At 41.6% G+C, this 22,120-nt stretch carries 22 protein-coding genes and 1 tRNA gene; 10 read left to right on the forward strand and 13 right to left on the reverse strand.

The features are described from left to right. Window positions 1-196 precede the first annotated feature (196 nt). From AC4E92_RS05085 to AC4E92_RS05095, 3 genes are read left to right on the forward strand one after another with little or no spacing between them, the layout of a single operon-like run. Window positions 197-679: a ferritin-like domain-containing protein gene (locus tag AC4E92_RS05085; protein ID WP_490239509.1), complete on the forward strand. Its 483-nt coding sequence runs from the start codon at window positions 197-199 to the stop codon at window positions 677-679. Between the two features lie 13 nt (window positions 680-692). Further along, window positions 693-860 (forward strand): 2Fe-2S iron-sulfur cluster-binding protein, encoded by a 168-nt coding sequence (locus AC4E92_RS05090; RefSeq protein WP_490239510.1) that lies wholly within the window; start codon window positions 693-695, stop codon window positions 858-860. An 8-nt stretch (window positions 861-868) separates the two neighbouring features. Then, on the forward strand, window positions 869-1,312 hold the full coding sequence (locus AC4E92_RS05095) for a formate/nitrite transporter family protein (RefSeq protein WP_490239511.1): 444 nt from the start codon (window positions 869-871) through the stop codon (window positions 1,310-1,312). On the opposite strand, the gene AC4E92_RS05100 is transcribed toward AC4E92_RS05095, so the two are convergent. From AC4E92_RS05100 to udk, 11 genes are all read right to left on the reverse strand, one after another. Beyond that, window positions 1,297-2,343 carry an HD-GYP domain-containing protein gene (locus AC4E92_RS05100; RefSeq protein WP_490239512.1) on the reverse strand — a complete coding sequence of 349 codons (1,047 nt, stop codon included), beginning with the start codon at window positions 2,341-2,343 and terminating at the stop codon, window positions 1,297-1,299. The two genes, AC4E92_RS05095 and AC4E92_RS05100, sit on opposite strands and share 16 nt — an antisense overlap. Then, the gene (locus AC4E92_RS05105; protein ID WP_490239513.1) at window positions 2,340-3,569 is read right to left on the reverse strand and encodes a M16 family metallopeptidase; all 1,230 of its coding nucleotides are present in this window, start codon (window positions 3,567-3,569) and stop codon (window positions 2,340-2,342) included. The genes AC4E92_RS05100 and AC4E92_RS05105 overlap by 4 nt, the downstream gene beginning before the upstream one ends. 60 nt (window positions 3,570-3,629) lie before the next feature. Next, a complete protein-coding gene (locus tag AC4E92_RS05110) occupies window positions 3,630-5,762 on the reverse strand; it encodes a polyribonucleotide nucleotidyltransferase (RefSeq protein ID WP_490239514.1) in 2,133 nt (710 codons plus the stop codon). Between the two features lie 67 nt (window positions 5,763-5,829). After that, complete coding sequence (gene rpsO / locus AC4E92_RS05115; protein ID WP_490239533.1) at window positions 5,830-6,102, reverse strand: 30S ribosomal protein S15; 273 nt, start codon at window positions 6,100-6,102, stop codon at window positions 5,830-5,832. Between the two features lie 60 nt (window positions 6,103-6,162). Then, window positions 6,163-6,237, reverse strand: a tRNA-Gly gene (locus tag AC4E92_RS05120). A 52-nt stretch (window positions 6,238-6,289) separates the two neighbouring features. Continuing rightward, window positions 6,290-6,538, reverse strand: a complete 249-nt coding sequence (locus tag AC4E92_RS05125; RefSeq protein WP_490239515.1) for a hypothetical protein — start codon at window positions 6,536-6,538, stop codon at window positions 6,290-6,292. Window positions 6,539-6,541: 3 nt separating this feature from the next. After that, the gene (locus AC4E92_RS05130) at window positions 6,542-6,814 is read right to left on the reverse strand and encodes a stage V sporulation protein S (protein ID WP_490239516.1); all 273 of its coding nucleotides are present in this window, start codon (window positions 6,812-6,814) and stop codon (window positions 6,542-6,544) included. A 52-nt stretch (window positions 6,815-6,866) separates the two neighbouring features. Next, window positions 6,867-7,868: a galactose-1-phosphate uridylyltransferase gene (gene galT, locus AC4E92_RS05135; protein ID WP_490239517.1), complete on the reverse strand. Its 1,002-nt coding sequence runs from the start codon at window positions 7,866-7,868 to the stop codon at window positions 6,867-6,869. 13 nt (window positions 7,869-7,881) lie between these two features. After that, a complete protein-coding gene (locus AC4E92_RS05140) occupies window positions 7,882-9,342 on the reverse strand; it encodes a glycogen synthase (RefSeq protein ID WP_490239518.1) in 1,461 nt (486 codons plus the stop codon). A gap of 45 nt (window positions 9,343-9,387) precedes the next feature. Further along, window positions 9,388-11,811: a TolB-like translocation protein gene (locus AC4E92_RS05145; protein ID WP_490239519.1), complete on the reverse strand. Its 2,424-nt coding sequence runs from the start codon at window positions 11,809-11,811 to the stop codon at window positions 9,388-9,390. After that, window positions 11,808-12,425 (reverse strand): uridine kinase, encoded by a 618-nt coding sequence (gene udk / locus AC4E92_RS05150; protein ID WP_490239520.1) that lies wholly within the window; start codon window positions 12,423-12,425, stop codon window positions 11,808-11,810. Before udk ends, AC4E92_RS05145 begins: the two co-directional genes overlap by 4 nt. A 196-nt stretch (window positions 12,426-12,621) precedes the next feature. On the opposite strand from udk, the gene rpsB reads away from it, so the two are divergent. Together rpsB and miaB are read left to right on the forward strand one after the other, a co-directional pair. Next, entirely contained in the window at window positions 12,622-13,428 is an 807-nt protein-coding gene (gene rpsB / locus AC4E92_RS05155; RefSeq protein ID WP_490239521.1) for a 30S ribosomal protein S2, read from the forward strand. Between the two features lie 34 nt (window positions 13,429-13,462). Next, a complete protein-coding gene (gene miaB, locus AC4E92_RS05160; RefSeq protein WP_490239534.1) occupies window positions 13,463-14,773 on the forward strand; it encodes a tRNA (N6-isopentenyl adenosine(37)-C2)-methylthiotransferase MiaB in 1,311 nt (436 codons plus the stop codon). A 230-nt stretch (window positions 14,774-15,003) separates the two neighbouring features. Here miaB and AC4E92_RS05165 read toward each other — a convergent pair whose 3' ends face one another. Further along, the gene (locus AC4E92_RS05165; protein WP_490239522.1) at window positions 15,004-16,338 is read right to left on the reverse strand and encodes a cyclic 2,3-diphosphoglycerate synthase; all 1,335 of its coding nucleotides are present in this window, start codon (window positions 16,336-16,338) and stop codon (window positions 15,004-15,006) included. A gap of 216 nt (window positions 16,339-16,554) precedes the next feature. Here AC4E92_RS05165 and AC4E92_RS05170 point away from each other — a divergent pair, with 216 nt between their 5' ends. The 5 genes from AC4E92_RS05170 to AC4E92_RS05190 all read left to right on the forward strand — a co-directional run bounded on the left by AC4E92_RS05170 (window position 16,555) and on the right by AC4E92_RS05190 (window position 20,954). Then, window positions 16,555-17,055, forward strand: coding sequence for a PulJ/GspJ family protein (locus AC4E92_RS05170; protein WP_490239523.1), 501 nt, complete (start codon window positions 16,555-16,557; stop codon window positions 17,053-17,055). 10 nt (window positions 17,056-17,065) lie between these two features. Then, window positions 17,066-18,754 (forward strand): hypothetical protein, encoded by a 1,689-nt coding sequence (locus AC4E92_RS05175; RefSeq protein ID WP_490239524.1) that lies wholly within the window; start codon window positions 17,066-17,068, stop codon window positions 18,752-18,754. Next, window positions 18,754-19,137, forward strand: coding sequence for a hypothetical protein (locus AC4E92_RS05180; RefSeq protein ID WP_490239525.1), 384 nt, complete (start codon window positions 18,754-18,756; stop codon window positions 19,135-19,137). Before AC4E92_RS05175 ends, AC4E92_RS05180 begins: the two co-directional genes overlap by 1 nt. 142 nt (window positions 19,138-19,279) lie before the next feature. Beyond that, window positions 19,280-20,458: a hypothetical protein gene (locus AC4E92_RS05185; protein ID WP_490239526.1), complete on the forward strand. Its 1,179-nt coding sequence runs from the start codon at window positions 19,280-19,282 to the stop codon at window positions 20,456-20,458. 4 nt (window positions 20,459-20,462) lie between these two features. After that, on the forward strand, window positions 20,463-20,954 hold the full coding sequence (locus AC4E92_RS05190; RefSeq protein ID WP_490239527.1) for a hypothetical protein: 492 nt from the start codon (window positions 20,463-20,465) through the stop codon (window positions 20,952-20,954). A 45-nt stretch (window positions 20,955-20,999) separates the two neighbouring features. On the opposite strand, the gene AC4E92_RS05195 is transcribed toward AC4E92_RS05190, so the two are convergent. Further along, a partial coding sequence (locus AC4E92_RS05195; protein ID WP_490239528.1) for a methyl-accepting chemotaxis protein occupies window positions 21,000-22,120 on the reverse strand: 1,121 nt, incomplete at its 5' end.

The raw sequence follows: 22,120 nt of genomic DNA on the forward strand, positions 1-22,120 counted from the left end.
GAGCTCTACCTGTATAATATATCTCAAATATCTCAAAAATAGCAGAACAATCCATTACCAGAAATGGTGCGGGAAAATTTCAAAAACATGTTTTTCGAAAGATGATATGGAATAAAATATATATGTGATAGAATCATTAAAAAATACATAAAAATCATAAATTCAGATAACAGAAATCTCAAAGGAGGTGATTTTCATGGATCAACAAACTGAGATCGTTCTGAGGTATGCCATTGCACAGGAAGTGGAAGGTAGAGAGTTCTACAAAAGCAGGCTGGAACGAGTTCACAATGATCAGTTGAAAAAGCTTTTCGAGCAACTGGTTGAGATGGAACAATCACATATCGATTACATCGCCAGCTTACTGGAAACAAAAGACGTTCAAAAAGAAGCTGTGCCGTACAGACCAGTCAATTTTGAAATCAGAGAATTTGAAGAATCCTGGGGAGATACTCAGTCGATGACAGATCTTTCAATTTTGAGAATGGCATACTTGATAGAACATGATTTTGCCGTTTTTTATGAAAACGCGGCGAAAAATGCCAGTGATGCTTCTTTAAAAAAAGCACTTTTGGAGTTATCAGATTGGGAAAAATCACACAGAGATATGCTCAGAAATCTGTACGACGAAGCCATGAAAAATTTCTGGTACGAGCAAGGATTTTCTCCGATATTTTAGGGGAGGTGTGTGCATGAAGGTTTCAATAAATGGACGTGTTTACGAGGCTCAAGAAGGTCAGACGATTTACGATGTAGCGAAACAAAATGGTTTAGAAATCCCGGTTCTGTGTCATCATCCTTCACTTGAACCTATAGGTGCCTGTAGAATCTGCTTGTTCAATTTATTGGCTCGATTCTGATAGCCTGGATGCTTGTTCAGACGAACCTCTGGGGTTCGGGTCAGGTCGTGAATGACTTTGGAAAGACCGCCATCTTTATTGCAAATTCCAAAGTCACCCTCAGTTTCAGTGCGATCTTCTTCAGGGGCATGCTCTGCAACATACTGGTTGATCTGGCTGTGATACTCGCATTGGCTGCGGACAGCGTGGAGGGTAAGATTCTGGGCATATTTTTCCCGATAATGACCTTTGTCGCAATAGGCTTTGAACACAGTGTAGCAAACATGGCTCTGATACCGATCGGACTTTTCATAAAGGCTGCTTCTAATTATGGTCCACAAACTCTCAACTGGGCTGGTTTTTGGAAAAATATCATCGGAGCAACGCTGGGAAACATAGTTGGACCGGGTATCTTTACTGCGCTCTTTTACTATCTGAGTTATTACAGACAAGCCAGTCAGTCCAAGACCTGAGTGATCATCAACCCTTTTTCCTCTGCCAGATCAATTTGCTCACCGCTGTCTAATCTCACAATGGGCTGCGTTGCGCGGCCCATTGTGTTTCCAACCACAACTGCTTTTTCGCCTGAATTGAGAAGAACTGTCGTACCAACCGGATAAAGACCTACTATGGAAACAAATGCCTGAACCAATTCTCTATCGATTTTTCCAAAAGATGCCATTTTTATCAATTCTGAAACAACCCTGTATGGTGACCAGGAAGCTTTGTACGATCGATTTGAAATCAGAGCGTCGTATATGTCTGCGATCGCTATGATTTTAGATTCCACTGTCAATTCAGTTTTTGTCAAACCTCTCAGATATCCTGTCCCGTCTAACTTTTCATGGTGATCTCTAACACCACTTATCACATTGACATCATCTATACCTGACTTTTCACATATTCTAAAACCATACTCCACATGCTTTTTAACCATTTCAAACTCTTCTTGAGTCAACTTTCTTGGTGCATAAAGAACCTCTTTTGGTACCATGATTTTACCTACATCGTGAATTATCGCAGAAAAAGCCAGCCGTGAAAGCTGGTTTATTTTCATTCCAATTTGCAAACCTATGAGTGAAGATATCATTCCAACGTGTACCTCGTGAACATAGGTATATTCTTCATCGTTTTGCTGAATTAGAAAGATCAAAGATATCTTATCGGAATAGTTTTTCACAATATCGTTTACGATCTGGCTTGAAAGATCACTCACTTCCTTTTTGTTCAGTTGTAATTTTTGGGCTGCACCGTGGAAGATATCTTTTATCTCTTCTTTCAATTTTTCTATCTTTTGTGGATTCACAACCGGCGGAGTGACCGGTGAGATCTGTATCCACAGATATTTCACATCGTTCTTTTTGAGTTCTTCTATGATTTGTTTTGTAAGAGGCTGTCCCAAACGAACTACAGGAGGCTGATCACTGGCAAACCTCACAGTCTCCATAGATATATCTCCGGGTACAAGTGAATCAACTTTTTTCCAGATGATCTGTCCAGTCATATAATTTTGATTAAATCTTCACTCTCCTTTGGTGTTAGCAAAGCCCAGTGCCATTTACTTGAGCAGATTTCTTTCCACATTTCCTGGACATCTTTATATTTCACAGATTCAACTTTTTTGAGTATATCTTCCAGTTCAAACGGTTCGGTTTTAACCAGCAAAGGTTCCAGAACATAGCCAAACATACCTGAGACACTTTCTGTAACCATCTGGAGTTTCCCGATCAACCTTTTCTTGCCGTACTCAAAATAATCCTTGGGAATAGATCCTTCATCAAAGATTTTATTCATCTCCTGTACATATCTTTTGAATTTCTCAACACTTGTTGAAGCGTATATTTCCATCAGAGACTTGTTTTTACCCATGTTACTCAACAGCTCTATGTCATAAACAAGTCCAAGTTTTTCTCTTATTCTGGTGAAAAGCATCGAACTCATACCGCTTCCAAGCAAAGTGTTCAGAACAAGAAAGGCTGGGTATTTTGAGCTTTCCAGTCCAAAATCAATTGCGAGCCCTGCAACGGCATGTACCTGACTCAGATCATTTCTTTGCTCAAAAACACGTGAAGGTTCTTTAAAAGACATTTGAATATCATCTTCATTTACAGTTTTATCATATCGCACCACGACATTTTCAAGTTTCTCGATCAGATTTTTTGTTATCTTTCCGACCGCCACTATCCTCAGATTACCGTATCTTGTGGAATGAAAATCTTTCAGGACCTGTGCACTGGCTTTTGCAACGGTCTGTTCATATCCGATCACCGGTCGGCAGTAAGGCTCCTGGAGTATACTCTGTGCAAAAAGGTCCTGCACTCTGCTGATATGGTCTTCGTTGAAAGACTTTATTTCTTCTATGACCACAGATTTTTCAAGTTCCACCGCGTGATCTTCAATGAGCGGACTGAAGACCAACTCACTTAGAACATCGATGGCTTTTTCAAAATAAGAATAAGGTGTACGGGCATAATAAACCGTGAAGTCTTTGGTCGTGAATGCATTCAGGCTGCTTCCTACAACTTCTAACTCGTATTTTAGAGCAAATTCTTCATAATTTTTCGTGCCTTTAAAGGTTACGTGTTCCAGTAAATGTGCGATTCCGGCAAAATCCTCTGGTTCATGTGCTGAACCTGCCGGAACGATAAATGCAATTGACAAAGTCTTGACACCTTTCACAGGTAAATAGTAGATCGTGCTGGTATTGATCTGTTTTCTTTCTATTTTCAAACTGATCTACCTCCATGAAAATGCCAGCTTTGAATGCTGGCACATATCGATCAAAACAAATTACTCTTCTTTCTTATCTTTTTTGTACGATCTACCTTGCTGTTTACGAACATGATCTTCATCGGTAGAAACTTCTTCAAGCTGAAATCTGCCCATGTTGTCAATACTGCTGACCTTTACCTTCAAGATTTCGCCTATCTTGATTGTCTTGAGATTTCTGACAAGCTTGCTCTGATGCAGTAATCCAATCTTTCCCGGTGCGATTTCTATAAAAGCGCCGAATGGTTCGATGCGAGTTACCTTGCCATCGAGGATTTCGCCGACAGTTATTTCTTTCACGATGTTGTTGATCTGTTTGATCGCAGCTTCAACTTTCGCCTGATCGTCACCGATCACGCTCACCTTTCCGGTGAGGTCATCGACAGATATCTTGACATCGTAGTCTTTTATGATGGTCTTTATTACTCTCCCACCGGGTCCGATTATCTCGGCGACCTTTGATGGGTCTACACCGACGACCTTTATCACAGGTGCATATTTAGATAGAGTATCCTTTGGCTTGTCAATTGCTTGGTAAAGTTTTTCCAGTACATGAAGCCTTGCCTCTTTTGCCTGATTCAGGGCTCTTTCAAGCAGATCTCGCGATACACCAGAGACCTTGCAGTCCATCTGGAATGCTGTAATGCCGTCCTTTGTGCCTGCTACCTTGAAATCCATATCTCCCCAGTGATCTTCAGCTCCGAGTATATCCGTCAAAACTATCTGGGCATCTTGTTCCAGTATCAGACCCATTGCAACACCAGCAACATGTTTGGCAACCGGCACTCCTGCATCCATGAGTGCGAGCGAGCCAGAGCAAACTGTAGCCATCGAAGACGACCCATTTGACTCGAGAATCTCTGAAACTATTCTGACCGTGTAAGGAAATTCATCCTCTTTTGGAAGGATAAACTTCAAAGCTCTCTCTGCCAGATATCCATGTCCGATTTCCCGACGGCTTGGACCTCTCAATGGTTTGACTTCACCGGTTGAGAATGGTGGAAAGTTGTAGTGCAGCATGAATCTTTTTGTTCCTTCTTCAAGTAAAGAATCTATTATCTGTTCGTCCATCGGTGCACCAAGGGTAACTATCCCAAGACTCTGTGTCTCTCCTCTGGTGAAAAGCGCAGAACCATGTACTCTGGGGAGTATACCAACTTCACAGCTTATCGGTCGCACCTGTTTTGGATTTCTCAAATCAAGTCTTATACCCTCTTCAACTATGATCCGTCTCATTTTGTGTTTGAGTTTTTCCTCGTAAGCGTCTTTTAAAAGAACTGAGAGCTCTTCGATTTTTTCTTCACCGTGTTTTTCTTTCAGGCTGTTGCAGATCATGTTGTAATATTCATCCAAAGCTGCACTTCTGGCTTTCTTACCCTGCGTTAGAAGTCTGTTTCTCAGTTCATTTTCGTCAATCAACGAAACAAAATCATTTGCGATTTGCTCAGGTAAAGTTTTCTCCTGTAAGCTGATCTTTTTGACATCGAACTGCGACAGTATTTGCTTTTGAAATTCAATTATCTGTTTGATGACATCATGTGCCTTGAACAGAACTTCTACCATCTGTGATTCACTTACTTCTTTTGCTTCACCTTCTACCATCGTTATGGCATCTTCTGTACCGGCAACCACAATGTCGAGCAAACTCTTTTGAAGCTGTTCTTCATCTGGAAAGAAAACGACTTCGCCATCGACAAGTCCGACTCTGACAGCCGCGACTACACCGTTGAACGGAATATCAGAGATGTTGAGTGCCAGTGAGGTGGCAAAAACACCTACTATATCTGGTGGGTTAACGGTATCTGCCGAGACTACAGTAACAACGACCTGAACTTCATTTCTGAGGTCTTTTGGAAACAGCGGTCTGATAGGTCTATCGATTGTTCTTGCGGACAGGATTGCCATTTCGCTTGGCTTACCTTCTCGCTTGACAAACCCACCTGGTATTTTTCCGGCGGCATAAAATCTCTCCTGAAATTCAACGGTCAGCGGAACAAAATCAATACCTTCTGTGACGGAATCAGCCATCACAGCCGTTGCAAGAACGGTTGTTTCACCTATCCGAGCCATGACAGCTCCATTCGCCTGCTTTGCAACCCTTCCATGTTCGACGAAAAATTCCCTTCCAGCTATCTCTTGTTTCCATGTTTTCAAGCAAATCACCTCTACTTCCAAGAAACTAAAAGCGGGCAGATGCCCGCCCTCTTTGTTTTTTTACTTTTTATTTCCTCAGGTTGAGTTTCTCGATTAAGGTCCTGTATGACTCCGGGTTTGCCTTCCTGAGATACTTGAGAAACTTTCTGCGCCTGCCGACCATCTTCATCAAACCGCGCCTTGAATGAAAATCCTTTGGATGAGCTTTCAAGTGCTCTGTCAGATGTCTTATTCTCGCGGTCAGTATAGCTACCTGAACTTCGATCGAGCCTGTGTCTTTTTCGTTGATCCTGAATTGTTCAATGATCTGCTGTTTCTCTTTTTGATCCACAGATTGCACCTCCACATTTTTAAAATCCTTCAACCCAGACAGGGACTCACCCGTATCCGAGTTGAGGTCTGGAGCGGGCGACGGGTTTCGAACCCGCGGCCCTCAGCTTGGGAAGCTGATGCTCTACCACTGAGCTACGCCCGCACAGAACATTTATACCACATTTAGAATGGTTCTGAACAAATTACAAAAACATTTAAACACACAGTCCTTTAGATGAAACAATTTTCAGTATCTCTTGTGCGTTCGATCCACTCAATATGAATACATAAAACTGATAAGCCTGCAAATCTGCCTGATCTGTCCTACTAAGATAATAACTTTTCACTCTCGACTCAAATTGCTCTTTCTCCTGCGCTGTCATTTTCGCAACAGCCTGAACGATCTCAAGTATTCTTTGATCTTCAAGACAAGCTCTAACTATCTCCTGCAGGACATCATCCATCGATCAGGACTGTTTTGGTGTTACAAAAACTTTGAAGGACATCCCGGTCCTTGTTTCGTTGTCGATCAAAGCTTCAATGAAACCAGGAATCATGTAGATATCCTTCCCACCCTCGTTGAGAAATCGTCTCGCCACAGCAATGGCTTTCACTGCCTGGTTAACAGCACCTGCACCAATTGCCTGGATCTCAACTTTGTCTGCTTTTGATAATGCACCCGCTATAGCCCCCGCCACTTTGTTGGGATTCGAACTTGAACTGACCTTCAAAATCTCCATTCTACCAATCCTCCTTGGAGTAAGTGTTGTACAAAATGATTTTACCATAAATTCATGGTATTTCAACTGCACGTAAATATTTTGCCGCCTCTTCGGGTGGCATTGGATTTATGTAAAAGCCCGAGCCCCACTCAAATCCAGCCACGTTGGTGAGGCGAGGGACGATTTCCAGATGCCAGTGATAGTAATTCTTACCTTCACCGGTGGTCGGTGATGTGTGAAGCATGAAATTGTAAGGTGGATTATCCAGAGCTTTGTATATTCTGTAGAGTGTATTTTTCAAAATCTGAGCGAAAGATTTAACCTGATTTTGCTCTATTGCGTCAAAGTTGCTCATGTGTCGTTTTGGAATGATCCATGTTTCGCACGGGAAACGCGCCGCAAAAGGTTCAAGTGATACAAAGTCATCATTTTCTTCAACTATTCTTTCCTGTCTTTGGATCTCCTGATCTATGATATCGCAGAAGACACACCGCTCTTTGTATGAATAGTATTCTTCAGATCCGTTCATTTCTTCCTGAACTCTTTTTGGTACTATCGGGATGGCTATGAGCTGGCTGTGCGGATGTTGCAGAGAAGCACCTGCATCCCGACCGTGGTTTTTGAAGATAAGCACATATTGAATCCTTTTGTCTTTTGCGATTGCTTCATATCTGTGTTTGTACGCCCAGATGATTTCCTCAACCTGCCTGTAATCCATAAGAGCAATGTGCGTGTTGTGATCCGGTGTTTCGACAATCACTTCGTGGTATCCAAAGCCATCCATCGCATCAAACATACCAACGCCATATCTCTTTGCTTGAAGGGACGGGTTAACTGCGCCAAATTTGTTCGGCACAACTCTTACCCACCAGCCGGGTGTGTTTGGTTCAGTATCGGCTGGTCTGAACGCAAGAATCTCAGGTGGAGTTGTGTGTTCGTTCCCATAATCGAATGGACAAAAGCTTGGCTTTTCCTCTATTTTTGGTCTTACAAAATCGTGAGGTCTTTTTGCCCTCTCGGTGGCTATTATTACCCAGCGTTTCAGAACGGGATCTTTCCTGAACTCAGGCATTGAGCAATCCTCCTCAGAATTTTCTCTTTTTCAACGCTTCCTGATAAACTCTCATATACTGTCTTGCAGATCTATCCCATGAGACATCTGTACTCATCGCATTTTTGATTATTTTTGACCAGTGATCTGCCTCATTTTTATAGAAATACACAGCCTTTGCAATTGCTTCCAGAAGATGTGCTGTATCATACTCTCTAAAGCCAAATCCATTTCCTTCCTTTGTTTTTGGATCGTATTCCTTCACAGTATCGGCAAGACCGCCAGTGTATCTCACCACGGGCACTGTACCATATCTCAAACTGTACATCTGCCCAAGCCCGCACGGTTCATACCTCGATGGCATTAAAAACATATCGCTTGCGGCATAGATTTTCTGCGCAAGGTCGATGTCGAATTTGATGTTGCTTGAAACCCTTGTGGGGTATTTCTTTTGAAGGTTTGTGAAGAATTCTTCATATTTTTTGTCACCTGTTCCAAGAACAATGAGCTGAACATCGAACATCATCACATAATCTGCAACTTTTTCAACAAGATCGAGTCCCTTTTGGTCAACGAGCCTGTTTATCATACCAATCAGTGCTGTGTCTTCTTTGACCTGTAATCCAAGTTCTTTCTGCAGTTCTCTTTTGTTGATTTTCTTGTTATCAATACTATCAATATCGTAATTTGCGTATATTCTCTTATCAGTCGCTGGATTGTATTCGTTGTAGTCTATGCCGTTCAGTATTCCATATAAATCCTCAGCTTTGAGACGCAGTACACCGTCGAGCTTTTCACCAAACTGCTCAGTTTGAATTTCCTGAGCATAAGTTGGACTTACCGTCGTGACGATATCGCTGAAAAGGATTCCGCCTTTGAGAAAGTTCATCTGTCCGTAGAACTCAAGCCCGTCTATGTTGAACAGATAACTCGGCAGTCCGGCGAATTTGATGTACTTTGGGTTGAATATGCCCTGATAACCCAGATTGTGTATCGTAAAAACGGTGGCAGTTTTAGAAAAGAAAGGATCGGTTCTGTAAATCGTTCTCAGATAAACCGGTATCAGTCCCGTCTGCCAGTCGTGAGCATGAACCAGATCGAAGGTTTCTGATAGGTACTTCATCGCTTCCAAGGATGCATTCGAGAAGAAGATCGATTGCTCTGCCAGGTCAGGTCCTTCATACACATTTTCAGCACAAAAGTAATGGTCATTCGCTATGAAGTAAACAACGCTGTTAGAATCGGGCATTCGGCTTTTATAAAGATCGAATTTCTCTGAAGTCTGAAGGTTTGGAACCTGAATAGATTTTGCAACAGGTTCTATCACAAGACCCATCTTTGAGCAATTTTTCTGCACAATCTTATGGAATGGCATGAAGACAGTGACTTTTGCCCCCTGTTTTTCTATGACCTTCGGAAGAGACCCAACAACATCTGCAAGGCCTCCAACCTTCGCAAAAGGATACACTTCATAAGCAACCATTGCCACTTTCATACAATCACCTCTTTTTTCAAAATTATATCATGCGCCTTGTGATTTTCAATTGAGCAGAGAGCTCAGCACGTTTTCTATGGAGAAATTCAGATATCCTTTTGAATCTCTAATACCCATCGTGATAGAAAACAGAATGGGAACCTGGTAGATCAGATGAGAATTAACAGTTACTTTAAACCATGCATCGTATCCGATCTCATCGCTATAGATCTTAACACGAAAGCCCGGTGAGAAATCCACACCGTCAATTGCGAAAAAGCCGTCCACAGTGCCAAAATCGATTGAAGGTCCTGGTATGAAAAGATCAGCACCGTATTGAAAATCTGTGAGCTTCACCTGACTGTAAAATCGAAAGACGATATCCTTCAAAAGAAACGCCTTTGCAAAACCAGCGCTTAAATTCGGTAGAAGGTCCGACCAGATCATCACGTCAGGCAGAGTTATTTGATGCAGTCTGCCACCGACCTTTCCAAGCGTATAAACAACTCTCACCTGTGGATCTATAAACATCCTTTGATCCAGAACTGCCCCCAGAATCAAATCGAATTTCTCATTCAATAACCCCCTGTTCACATAAAAAGGTACATCGAGCTGGGTAGAAAGCGTAAACACATCGTTTTTTTGATTAAAATTAACAGTTAACGACGCATCAGAATGCGATTTGATCATGAACTGTGCCATCCATTTTTCCCAGGACCAGACACATCCAAAGATCATGGACGTATCCATGAGATCGTCCCAGAATCCCAGACCAACGCCGGCACCGTAATCCAGACCTGTATTGAATGATAAATACGGAAATGGCAGGACAAATCGCAATTTCACCGAATCATAATAACTTTCTGCATCCTGTATTTTCACAGGCTCAGCAGGCAGATATTCGAAGGTGCAGGTTTTTGAATTTGCCATAAACTCAGGTTTTGCCGGCTGCTCAAAGATGGAAAAACCGCCCGGGACGACTTTGAACGAGTAAACCAGATCGTTGAGAAAAACAGCACTGATCGCCCCTTCAACGTTCATCTTTGAAATCTTTTTGCTGTTGATATTCAGCGAGTACAGATCGAACTTGCCAGAATAATCCGCGCAGAAATAGAGTTCATCTGAAAAAAGTTTTGGAGATAATTTGGCATATCCATCGTTGGTGAGTCTGTTCATCGATCTGTTTTGATCAATTTCAAAAAGATCTATCTGTTCATCTATTTTTGCTGTGAAAACAATTCTTCCATCAAAAGCCGTAATCTGAAGTGGAATGATTGATCTATCCGGTCCAAAAATCCTCTTTAATTTTCTGTCCCTCAAATCGTAAATGTCGATGAACCTTCTGCCAGATTCATCCTGCCTGATCATGGCAAGTTCAAAATCGTTCATCCAAGATAGATCAACAACTTTCTCAATACCAAGATCTTTTACTGTACCGCTGTAAAGGTACAATCGAGATGTGGTTGAGCTCTTATCTTGAACATACCTTGCTATCGCTATCATTCTGGTCCTGTTGACGGAAAAGGACACGACGTTGTCCACATCAAGAAGTTTCACATGCTCGTGCGTAAAAGTATCGTAGTAATAAATTGCTTCTTCTGAATTGTATTTTTTTGCAATGTAGTATATTCTCCAGGCATTGATGTCAATTTTACTTGGATACATCAATACTTCTGATATTTTTCCGATTTCCTGTGGCTGTGGTGGTTTGGCAAGCCAGTTTTGAAGATCGTCTTTCAACCCAGAATTTTTCAAAGCCCTGTAGAAACCGGCTAAAGGATCCTGAGTGAATTTTTTGACCAGTTCCATTACCTTTTCATGACCGTACTTTTCCTCTATGGAATTCAACAATGAGAATCCCTGAACATAAGCCGCCCCGCCAGGAAGCCACCTGCGCGTGTTCAGAGAAGAAGCGTATTTCAGTCCCACATCGGTGTACTTCGCCTGATGGATGAATTCTTCAAAAAGACTGTCTCTCCCACGACCGGAATTGGACAGAAATGTTTCATAATAAACGGCAACCCCTTCATGCAAATAAAGCGGAGTGAAAAGAGATTGAATTGCCGCTACAACTGGATGACCAAAGATAGAAGTGAATGAAAAATACGGTGAAAAAGCATTTGCGAGAAACAGATGAGTTAATTCGTGTGAAAAACAAAAGCTCACCCACTGATCGTATTTTGGTATGAAAATGTACGGATCGATTTCATTCGGGTATATCACGATGATGTTGTTTAATGGATTTGCATATCCATTTGCGATGTCTGTTTTATCGATCAGATAAACTGTCGGTCTTGGATCGAGAGTGAAACCGAACTCATTGGAGATTTTCTGATATATTTCATCGGCTTTTTCTGAAAGAATCAAAGCATGTCTTTCAAGACCCTGCTCATAGGCTATGTCTACCCACAATGTTCTTATCAATTTGAATTTGCCAGCCGAAAAAGCCGCACAGTAGATCAAAAGAAAACAGATGGTGATCTTTTTCATCCCGAACACTCCAGTTTTTTGAAAATGTAATTCACAACCACTTCGATAGCTTTGTCGTTATGTCCGCCTCTTGGTACTATTATATCTGCCTTCCTTTTTGTGGGCTCTACGTATGCGTCGTGCATTGGTTTCACAGTCTGCAGGTACTGTTCTATAACAGACTCCATAGTTCTTCCTCTTTCACGAACATCTCTTCTGAGCCTGCGGATGAACCTTATATCACTCTCGGCATCAACATAAACTGATAACCCGTAAAGCCTGTATATTTGGTCATAGTACAGAGCAAAGATTCCCTCGACAATGACAACGTCCTTAGGTGAGAAGTGAAGTGTTTCGGGCTTTCTAATGTAATTTGCAAAATCATACGTCGGGATTTCAACAGACTTGCCTTCAAGTAACGATTCAAGGTGATTTTTTAATAGTTCATATTCTATCACATCGGGATGATCGTAGTTGATTTTCCTTCTTTCTTCAAATTCAAGATGACTCATGTCCCTGTAGTAGTTATCCATCGGCAGAAGAATGCACCTATCTGCACCGACTCTCTGGATGATCTTTCGGGCAACTGTTGTTTTACCAGACCCCGTTCCTCCACCTATGCCAATCAGAAGCAAAAGTACACCTCCCGTGAAAGATAATACCAGATTTTTATTTTTACACTGATTTGACACAGAACTTAACAATAGAGGATATAATATATACGCTTTTAAAAAAGCACGCTCTTTGATCCCGAGCCTCGGTGCCCAAAAAGTCGGGTCGGCAAAGGAGATGAGAAGAGCGGAAGATTTAACCAAATCAGGAGGTGTTTTGATGCCGGTTATTACCATGAAACAACTGCTTGAAGCCGGAGTCCATTTTGGTCATCGAACAAGAAGATGGAATCCAAAGATGGCTCCCTATATCTATGGAGCCAGAAAGGGTATCTACATCATCGATCTGCAGAAGACCCTGAAGCTCGTGGAAGAAGCCTGTGAATTTGTCAGAACGAAAGCCAGTGAAGGAGCAACGATGATCCTCGTCGGTACCAAAAAGCAAGCGCAACATGTGGTAAAAGAAGAGGCACAGAGATGTGGATGTTTCTATGTCAACAACCGCTGGCTCGGTGGACTTTTGACCAATTTCAAAACGATCAAGCCGAGAATCGACAAGCTTATTGAGCTCGAACAAATGGAAGAAAGCGGTGAACTTGCCAAGCTTCCTAAAAAGGAACAGAGCAGACTCAGAAAGGTCCTTGAGAAACTGAGAAAAAACCTTGGTGGATTAAAAGGCATGGATAGACCAGCCGACATAATTTACGTCATCGATCCCAGAAAAGAGAGAATAGCCGTTGAGGAAGCAAATTCTCTGGGCATACCCGTTATAGGTATAGTTGATACCAACTGCGATCCAGAGCCTGTGGATTACGTTATACCAGCAAATGACGATGCTATAAGATCTATAAAGTTGATAACCTCGAAAATCGCCGAAGCTTACCTTGAAGGAAAAGAAGGCATCTCCTTTGAAGAACCCACCGAGAAACCCGCCGAACAGCCAACAACTGAAAGTGATTTGAAAGAAGAAGATTCGCTGGATATATCAGATCTTTTTGAAGAAGAAGAGCTTGAAGAGGAGGAATGAAAAAAGGGGACTGTGTCCCCTTTTTCATAACACAATGAAGGTTTTTTTCAAAACATACGGTTGTCAGATGAACCTGAACGATACTGAAATAATGTCAGGCATCCTTTTGCAAAATGGGTTTGATGTAGTTCATTCCTTAGACGAAGCAGATGTCGTTGTTCTCAACACCTGCGTCGTTCGTCAAAAATCCCAGGACAAGTACCACTCGGAATTGGGACAGCTTTTGAAGCTGAAAAAGCAGGGAAAATTGAAAGTTATCGGTATAACTGGATGCGGTTCGAATCTTGAAGCAGAAAAACTTTTAGATTTGGGTGCTGACTTTGTGCTCGGCTCAAGGTCTATAAGTGAGATATCGAATATTTTAAGCAGAGCCATCAGCGGTGAGAAAGTAGTTTTTTTAGAAGACACGATTTGTTCAATCAATTCAGATGTGCCAAGACTGAGAACGTCAAAACATCACGCATGGGTGACGATCATTCATGGTTGCAACAGGTTTTGTACCTATTGCATAGTTCCGTACACAAGGGGTCGAGAAAAAAGCAGACCCATGGAAGATATACTGCATGAGATCGAAAAACTCGTGCAGGATGGTGTGAAAGAGATAACCTTTCTGGGTCAAAATGTAGACGCTTACGGCAAAGACCTGATGAACCAGACAACTCTGGCAGAGCTAATAGAGCGCACCAGCGAATTTGAACAGATAAAAAGAATCTGGTTTTTGACCTCTTATCCCACAGAAATCAGTGATGAACTCATAGAAACCGTTGCAAAAAATCCAAAGGCGGCAAAATCATTTCACATACCAGTTCAGTCTGGCAGCAACCGCATTTTGAAGTTGATGAATCGCCGGTACACCAAGGAGCAGTATCTCGAACTTGTGAAAAAGATCCGCGACAGAATAGAAGATGTTTCCATCAGCAGTGATATAATAGTCGGCTTTCCCACAGAAACTGTACAGGACCACAACGAAACTGTTGAATTCGTTAAAAACGTTGAATTTGAGCGGTTGAATCTTGCCGTTTATTCACCGCGTGAGGGCACTGTTGCCAGCAAGTATTTCAAGGACGACGTGGACAGAAAAGAAAAGGCAAGAAGGCTCAACGAACTGCTTGAACTTCAAAAACAGATAAACAGGAAATTGAACCAAAGATACCTCAATCAATGTGTTCAGATCATCGTTGAAGGCACTACAAAAGACGGTTTTTACTACGGTAGAGATATGAGAAACAAGATAGTCATCTTTTCAGCTCAGGATGTTTCCTTAGGTGACACGGTTATCGTAAAAATCTCTCGAACAACCGCCGGTCCACTTTATGGAGAATTGCAAAAAAAATGCGGGCTCTAAAGCCCGCAAAAGCCGTGGGGGGTGTATCTCAAGGGGGATAGGGGGGTTTCTCTTCACTTTTCAACTAAATTGTAATGGTTTCAAGTTACAAATACTATCAGTTTAGGTTCCTGTGTGAAAACGTTTGTGTTAACAAGTTACTAAGACCAAAATTGTCTAATTTTCTTTCCTATCCTTATAGACAGAACAAAGTACAAACTGGTTCAAAAAACATGTTAAGTGATTCATCTTTAGATATTCTTTCCAATCTTTTTGACAAAATCACTCAGAACGTCCTGCAGATCTGGTTTTCCTATTTCTTGCAGCTCGTATTTTACACGCACCGCTGGTTTGTTCAGGTTCATAACCCTTCTCAAATCTATTGGTGTTCCTATGATGACAAGCTCTGCGTCCGATGAGTTTATCGTTTTTTCAAGTTCTTTGATCTGCTTTTCTCCATATCCCATGGCTGGAAGGATCAGATCCAGATGGCTGTATTTTCTGTATGTTTCCACTATCGATCCGACTGCAAACGGTCTTGGGTCTATAATCTGCGATGCTCCAAATTTCTTTGCCGCGATAAATCCCGCACCGTATCTCATTTCTCCGTGTGTTAGAGTAGGACCGTCTTCAACCACGAGCACTTTTTTGTTTTTGATTTTTGAGTAATCTTCGACGAATATCGGTGAGCTTGCATCTATTACAATCGCTTTTGGATTCCATTTTTCGACATTTTTTCTGACCGTTTCTATTGCCTGTGGATCAGCAGTTTCTTCTTTGTTTATCACCACGACATCTGCCATCAACAGGTTGGTCATTCCGGGATAGTACGTGACTTCATGCCCGGGTCTGTGCGGATCTACCACGACAATCAAAAGATCCGGTTTATAGAACGGAAAATCGTTGTTTCCACCATCCCAGAGAATCACGTCTGGATTTTCTGCCTCGGCACTTCTGACAATTGCTTCGTAATCTACACCTGCATAAATCACAGATTTTCTATCGATGTGTGGTTCGTATTCCTCTCTTTCTTCTATTGTGCATTTGTACCTGTCCAGATCTTCATAAGTGGCAAACCTCTGCACCTTTTGTTCAACAAGGTTTCCATAAGGCATCGGGTGTCTGATAGAAACCACCTTCAAACCCTTTGATCTGAGTATATCCAGCACTCTTCTTGTGGTCTGACTTTTTCCACAGCCTGTTCTGACTGCACAGACTGCGACAACTGGTTTTGTAGATTTGATCATCGTGTGTTTTGGTCCCATCAACTTGAAATCAGCGCCCGCAGAGGTGACGATCGCTGCTTTTTCCATAACATACTGATGCGGAAGATCACTGTAAGCCAGCACAACTTCGTCCACATTGTGTTTTTTGATGAGTTCAACCAGGTTTGATTCAGATTCAATTGGAATTCCTTTCGGGTAAAGTCTTCCAGCGAGCTCTGGTGGATAAACCCTGCCTTCGATATCCGGTATCTGTGTAGCTGTGAATGCTACAACTTCGTAATCTTCGTTGTCTCTGAAAAACGTGTTGAAGTTGTGAAAATCTCTTCCTGCTGCACCCATGATGATAACCTTTCTTTTCACATCTTCCACCTCCATACAGTTTATAATCCTATGGTAGTATATCAACTAAGATAATCTTTGTCATCTTTAAAAAGTGTGCCTGTCTGGTCTTGAAGGTGAATAAAAACCGATACCATACCCACTTTTATGAGTATGCACACGTATGCTTGAGTATGCTCTTTCAATCGCGGTATGAATATTTGATATAATTTTCAAAAACGGTCGGGGGAGATTTTTGTGAAGGGTTTTACGGTGATTGAATTGATAGTGGTTATGATACTGATCTTTACAGTGACTGGAATATCTGCTCTTGTATACAACCAGGTGATCAGAAATTCTCAGATTGTGACTGAAAAGATAAATATTTACGAACAACTGGCTAAAATCGATTCTGCCATTCGACGAGAACTTTTAAAAGCCGGTCCAACATCTGACGGCTTGACTGTCCAGAGTAATTCTGTGACCTTTTTTTCAACGGTCCCATTTTCCAAAGGTGTGTATGGCACCTATGGATCTGCGACAAAGCTGAAATACACGCTGAGTTTTTCCAATGGTACCTTGGTTCTGACTGTGGAAGAAATCAACGGATCATACAGTCAATCTACACAAATAGGTGCGTTGGATGCATGTACCTTTTCAAGTCCCAGAACAGGAGTGATCTTTTACACCCTGGTCAAAAAAGCCGCAGGTAGAAGTTATGAACTTCGTTGTTCTGTTGTTTTGAGCAATATCAAGTGAGGTGGTATCTGTGAAAAGAGGCTATGTTTTGATATACACTCTTATCATAATTGCCGCGATATCGATTTTATCGATGGCTCTTTTGACAAACACCGCAGTTTACGTTAAAGACAACGCACTTGAGATAGAAAAAAACAACGCATATCTGTCTTCACAAAAACTTCTACAGCTGTCTTTTGCATATTTAAAACCATACTTCAAAGGCATCGGTGGAATCGATCTTAGCTGGACTCAGTCAGATGTGAATCAAAACATAGAATGGTGGGACAGATTTAAAAAGCGTATGATTTCTCAATCTGATGGAGCTTACTGGCAGAACCTTTTCAGCAAGATCAACGAGCAAAAGTACTACGATCTTTCAACGATAAGCCAGTTCAACCAGGATCTGAACGAGCTTGGCATTTCTGGTTCTTGCATCGTTCTTCCAATCACAGCTTCTTACCAGATTCAGAATAAACCGTACGCCGCTCTTTTGGTGAGTAAATCAAACAGCGGCAAACTGGAAGCTTACTCCGCCGCGGTCATTGCCATAGACTTTTTGAACAAATACGCCTATTTCACTGAGACCGAGTATAGCCCTAACATAGGTCCAATATATTTCAAAACCGGTGAGGTGATAGACGGTCCGATGAGATCAAACGACTACATTTACATCAGCGGCAGCCCAAGATTCAAATCTTCCGTGGAAGTCAAGGGCTTGAAGTATAGAACTAACACTGACAGACCCATTTTCGATGATCCAACTTCACCGAAAATACTCACACAGCAAGACATTGAAGAATACAGAATGTCGATGATAAAAGACAACTATTCCAGCGACATCAATGCTCTGGTGAAAACTCCTTCAGATTTCATAAACAGTACAGTCGAATCCGGTATAAAATTGAACCTTACATCTATCAAAAGGGGGAACCATACGCTAACAGCGACAAAAGTTATAGTTGAATTTAAAAGTGCACAGGGTCAGGGAAATGATCATTTCATGAAAGTCTATGTTGAATATACTGGACAGGGTTCTGGTAGAGATCCTCTTTTTACTCTCAAACCAAGACCAAATGGTGGCTATCAAATGATCATACACGGAAACGGCAGAGAATGGCTTGGTTTACAGGGTAGTGGTAATGATGAAACAAGAAATGTCAATTTCAATGGAATTCTCAAATCCAACCTTACCGTGGCTTTAAAAAATATCAGCAACGGCGGCCAACCAATGTATGTAGATGGAAAATACACTATCTATTCTGAACGTGATGTCGAGATATACGATCACATAGTGTACGAAGATTTCAGAGACCTTTTTCCCCACAACAGAATTGACAATATAGTCGTGAATGAACAGATGATTCAGAACATGAGAAACACCGAGCGCACAGATTTTCTGAACATAGTCGCCAACAATTCAGTTGTTGTGAAAGATAAGGAACAAAATTTGAAAATAACTGCGAGTATCTACGCATTCAACGAAAGATTCTACGTAGAAGATTACAATACAGGAGGTCCATCAGGTCAGCTCACGATCTTTGGCTCTCTTATGCAAAATTACAGAGGTCCTGTGGGAACATTTAGTGGAGATACGACTGTCACGGGATATTACAAAAACTACGTCTATGATGAAAAAATACTTGAAGGCATCAGCTCTATCGGTACACCTGCCAAGAGAGAAAAAATACTCGTTTTGACGCTCAGAGGTGTTTATTGATGAGAGGGAGTTTACTGACAGAGGCAGTTGTTGCACTGCTTTTGGTGTCCATTCTTCTGGTTTTTGGGTTTGAAAGCATCAGTTTGTCATTAACGCAAACCAGCAAGATAGAATCAAAGATTCAAGCCACTGCACTGCTCAACTTCGTAAACGGATATCTTTCAAAGTACGAAATTGGAAATGATCTTTCCGATGTAACAGCTCAGTCCATAAACGAGCTTTACTGGAATGGAAATGTTCAGTATCCAAGGGTGCATTCTTTGAACTTTGAAATTATCCAAAAAACTGTTTCTTCAAAAACCATCAAATACAGAAAGGCGATCGTCAAAATCGAACAAAGACCTGGACAGATAGAAGAATATACTCTCGTCTTTGGCTTGTGAACAACCATCCACTTTTCAGCGATTCATCTTCCACGAAGTTGGGATTAATTTTGATAAGATTCTGTGTTATAATAAACTAAAATCACTTGCTCGCCCACTTTACAATTCCCTCAGGCAGCAGGTTCCATGGGAGTGATGGCTTGTGAAAGTGAATGAAAGGATTTCTTTTGCGGTTTTGGTCATGCTTGCCACTATGGTTTTGTTTTTCAGCACATCCATCTTTGCTGAAAAGGTCAGTCAGGAGCAGATCATTCAACTTGTCAAGCAACGCTCAGTTATTGCAAGAAAAATACCGGACGAATCTTTCAAAACAGCTCTGGACAGCCTGAGAAATACCAAGACATTGATGCAGTTGATCGAGATGACAAGAAAAGTAGAAAATTTTCAAGAGTTATCGAACACACCTGTGCCGATCAATTTCAACAGCGTGAGTGATTTCAGAAATTTCAAAAAACTCATCAAGGACAAACTCAACCCCGTGAACTGGCTCGTCGATCTGGTTACGCCAAAGTGGGTCAGTTTTCTAAATGACACAAAGGAAGTCTTCTCTGCTGCAAGAGCAGATATTCTTGAACATGCTTTGAGAGAATCGACCTACCAGAATTACAAAATCAGCCGCGATATGGGAAATGATATGTACACAGCCTATGATCAACAGACAAACATAAAAGGCTTTTACGTGATACGCTCTTCATCCGAGTACAAAAATTTGCCAGATTCAAAGGTCCATGAGCTTCTCATGCAGGTCATGGAAGAACGCTATAGAGCTGAAAAGTACGCCGAGTTTATTCTCGATCTCAGAGCAAATAAGGACCGATATATCTCTGAAATTGTCAAACCATACAGTGAAGCAATTAACACACTTGTGGAAAAAGCCAAGAAGATCGCAGAACAAACCAGAGTTGATCTTACAGGAACCTGGACTGTGAATGATAGCGCTGGCAGATTCAACGGCACAATGACACTCAGTCACATTGATTTCACAACGGTCATAGGTAGTATGCAAACACCAGCCGGGAAAATATATGTCTATGGAAACATTGAGGAAAAGAGCATAAAGTTGCAGTTCAATTTTTTCGGCGAAAGTTTGATCGATTACTATCTTCAATATCCAGAACTTTCAAAATACGTTGCTTCAAGAGGTGGTGTTACAGCCACAGTTGTGCTTTCAACAGATGAAAGCACCGACTATTATTCAGGAACCCTGTACCCGTGGTATGTGGTTTACAACAACTCAAATGGTTTGGTTGTGAAAAAGATCGTCTACGGTACCTTAGAAGAGAGTGGAACACCAAGGTCAATCTCCATAGCCAGGAGGTGATTTTATGAAAAAATTATCATTTCTCATCGCGGTTTTTTTGAGCTGTGTAGTTTTTGCCACAGAATACTTTTTGGATCCAAACAACGAATACGTGTATGCGACTTTGGAAGGTTTTGAGACATCTTATGATGAAAAAGATCAAAGCCTTTCTGTGATAAACCAGAATCTGAACATCTTTATCAACATCGTGAAATTGAGTGAACCAGTTGAAGGCTTACAGTTGAGCATGCTCGTACAGGAGATTCAAAAGAGTTTGGAAAACTCCGGTTTCAAAATCCTTTCGATCGACGAGAGAGATTTTCAGAATTACAGAGCAAATTCATTTGAAACATTTGTGATCCAGGACGACATTCCTGTACGCGTTGAATTCACGATCTTTGAAGTAAAAAGCAAAGGTTTCTACATGATACTTTCGGCGGCACCAGATGATTCATACGATGATCTAAGAATGCTACTTTCAACTGCCAAGCAAATGCTGATGTTTATCCAAAATTGACAAAAACAGAGCAGGGAAACCTGCTCTGTTTTTGTAATAAAAGTACTATACCTTGAATTTTTTCACCTGTTCTACCAAAGTTTCTGCAATAGAAGACAGTTCCTCTGAAGCACTTGATACACTCTGACTTGCATCTGCTTGCTGTCTTACTGCCTGTGTCATCTCTTGTATCTGCTGGGCAATCATCGTTATGGATTTTGTGGCTGTGTCCATCGCACTGCTCATTTCCTGCGCAGCCGCACTCTGTTCCTGTGCACTTGCCGCAAGACTTTCTATCTGCGTACTTATCTCTTCTACTCTCTTGAGTATGTTCATCAGCCTTTCTTTTACCACGTCAGATTGTTCCGCCGCCTTTTCAACTACCTTCACCGTCTCATTTGTAGCCGTACTTGCCTGCTGTGCTCCTTGCTGTATCTGACCGAGTATCTGCCCTATCTTGTCTGTAGCCTTCTTGCTCTCTTCCGCAAGCTTTCTTATCTCATCTGCAACCACCGCAAAGCCCCTACCTGCTTCTCCTGCCCTCGCTGCCTCTATCGCCGCGTTCAATGCCAAAAGATTTGTCTGCTCTGCTATAGAGTTTATCGTTTCTACTATCTCTCCTATGTTCTTTGCCCTTTCGCTCAATTCATTCACAGCTTTTTCTGTCTGAGCTGATTTCTCTTTTGTCTGGTCTATTATCTGTACTATACTCTGTACAGCTTTTTCTCCTTCTTTTGCCGCGTTATTTACTTCAGATGCTTTTTCTGTAAGACTCTGAGCAGACTTAGATACATTCTGTGCACTTGCCGCTACTTCTTCTATACCGCTTGTGACCTGCTCTATCGATGCAGATGCGTTCTGTGCACTCTTGTTCACTTCTTCCATCTGTGAAGATAATTCTTCACTTGTTGCACTAACTTCCTGTGCTGTACTTGCCAAACTTTCTGCAGATGAGTGTATCTGATTTGACCCTTCCTGTATTGATCTCATTGATTCTTTCAAAGCTTCTGCCATCTGTTCAAGTGATTTAGCCATCTGTGCCACTTCGTCTTTGCCTTTTGCTTCAAATTTCACAGTGAGATCGCCTTTACCAAACTCCACAGCTTTCGCCGCAAGAACTTTGATGGGTTTTGCAATGGAAGAACTCATGAAAAACACAACCACAGAAGCTATAACTATAATTACGA

The sequence above is a fragment of the Pseudothermotoga sp. genome (assembly GCF_031962025.1).
In the GTDB taxonomy this organism is placed as follows: Bacteria; Thermotogota; Thermotogae; order Thermotogales; family DSM-5069; genus Pseudothermotoga_B.